This window comes from Sphingopyxis sp. (assembly GCF_016463645.1).
Classification (GTDB): Bacteria; Pseudomonadota; Alphaproteobacteria; order Sphingomonadales; family Sphingomonadaceae; genus Sphingopyxis.
Genome location: NZ_JAEMQX010000270.1, coordinates 1 through 1505 on the forward strand (window position 1 = coordinate 1; position 1505 = coordinate 1505).

At 66.3% G+C, this 1505-nt stretch carries 2 protein-coding genes and 1 tRNA gene; all 3 read right to left on the reverse strand.

The features are described 5' to 3' along the window. Positions 1-65 precede the first annotated feature (65 nt). A complete protein-coding gene (locus JHC57_RS22465; RefSeq protein WP_294032773.1) occupies positions 66-1064 on the reverse strand; it encodes a LacI family DNA-binding transcriptional regulator in 999 nt (332 codons plus the stop codon). Positions 1065-1242: 178 nt separating this feature from the next. Continuing rightward, positions 1243-1316, reverse strand: a tRNA-Gly gene (locus JHC57_RS22470). A gap of 49 nt (positions 1317-1365) precedes the next feature. Continuing rightward, on the reverse strand, positions 1366-1505 hold a 140-nt coding region (locus tag JHC57_RS22475; RefSeq protein WP_294032774.1), incomplete at its 5' end, for an Lrp/AsnC ligand binding domain-containing protein.

The following is a 1505-nucleotide window of genomic DNA, read 5'->3' on the forward strand; positions in this document are numbered from 1 at the left end:
ATGTCAAGGTATCGATACCATTTTGCGGGAAACCGAATGGACGGGGCGGGAAAGCCGCTGTTGTTCTAGCTTTCGCGGACGATCAGCGTGACGGGCATCGCCCGCGAAGCGACGGTCTTCCCCGCCACCTTGTCGAGCACTTTCTGCGCGAGCAGTTCGCCGCCGACCCCCCAGTCCTGCCGGATGCTCGTCAGTCGCGGCGAAAAGAGCGCGGCGCCCGGCGAATCGTCGAAGCCGACGACCGAAACGTCGCCGGGAACCGTGTAACCGCTTTCCCGCAGCGCCTCGATCGCACCCATCGCGATCGCATCACTGCTGGCAAAGATGCCATCGAAATCGGGGCCTTGCCCGCCAAGGAGCGGCGCCACCGCCTCGCGGCCGGCAGCGACGGTGAAGGCGCAGGGAATGTTCGCGACGATCGCCGCACCCGAACCTGCAAGCCCCGTCTCGAAGCCATTGAGCCGGTCCTCCGCCTCGCCATGCCCCGCGTCGCCGAGAAACAGCAGCCGGCGGCAGCCGCGACCGAGCAGATATTCGGCGGCGAGACGCCCGCCCTCGCGATTGTCGCTGCCGACGACGACGCGTTCGGGGGGACCATGTTCGGCGCCCCATACCACATAGGGCAGCCCGGTCGCCTCGATCACCGCGGCGGCGTCGTCGTGCACCCCCTGCCCCAGCAGGATCACACCGTCGGCCGAGGGCGGGGCTTCGGAAAAAAGGTCGATGGTGGTGAGTACCATATTCTGTCCTGCGGCGGTCAGCTCCTGCAGAATCCCGCCGAGCAGCAGCAGCGGATAGGGCTCGCTCATCAAACGCTCGTGCGAAGGCGTCATCTCGATGACGACCGCGATCGTGCGTGTGCGCTGCTGCCGCAGATTGCGCGCCGAGACGTTGAGCCGGTACCCCATGCGCTCGGCGGTCTCGCGGATCAGCGTGCGCGTGCTTTCCCTGACCGTCGAATGATTGGACAGCGCTCGCGATACGGTGATCTTGGCGACGCCGAGTTCACGCGCGACGTCGGCCATCGTGGGGCGCGCGCCGTCGCGGGGCTGCTCCTTTTTCACGGCCGGCTCCGCGCCGCGATCGATCGGAAGGTGAGACGAGGGGTCATCGGCAACCCCTAACGCCCCGCCGCGCCGTTCGACAAGAAACTTCGCCCCGCTCGCGGGAGGATGTCGCGACAGGCCGGACGCGCACCGCGAACGGCGCGCTGTCGTCTTGCTGCTGATTGACTGGAGAATCTGGAGCGGGTGAAGGGAATCGAACCCTCGTCGTAAGCTTGGGAAGCTTCTGCTCTGCCATTGAGCTACACCCGCCCGGCGCCGAGCGTTTGGCACGGGCGGCGGCGGCGGTCAATCTCTCGCGTCAGCGCGCCGATTCGCAGATCGTCTCCATCGCGACGAAGGTCGAGGTACTCGCGACATGCGGCAGGCTCGAAATTTTTTCGCCGAGCACGATGCGATAGCGGCGGATGTCGGGGGTGCGGACCTTGAGCAGATAATCGA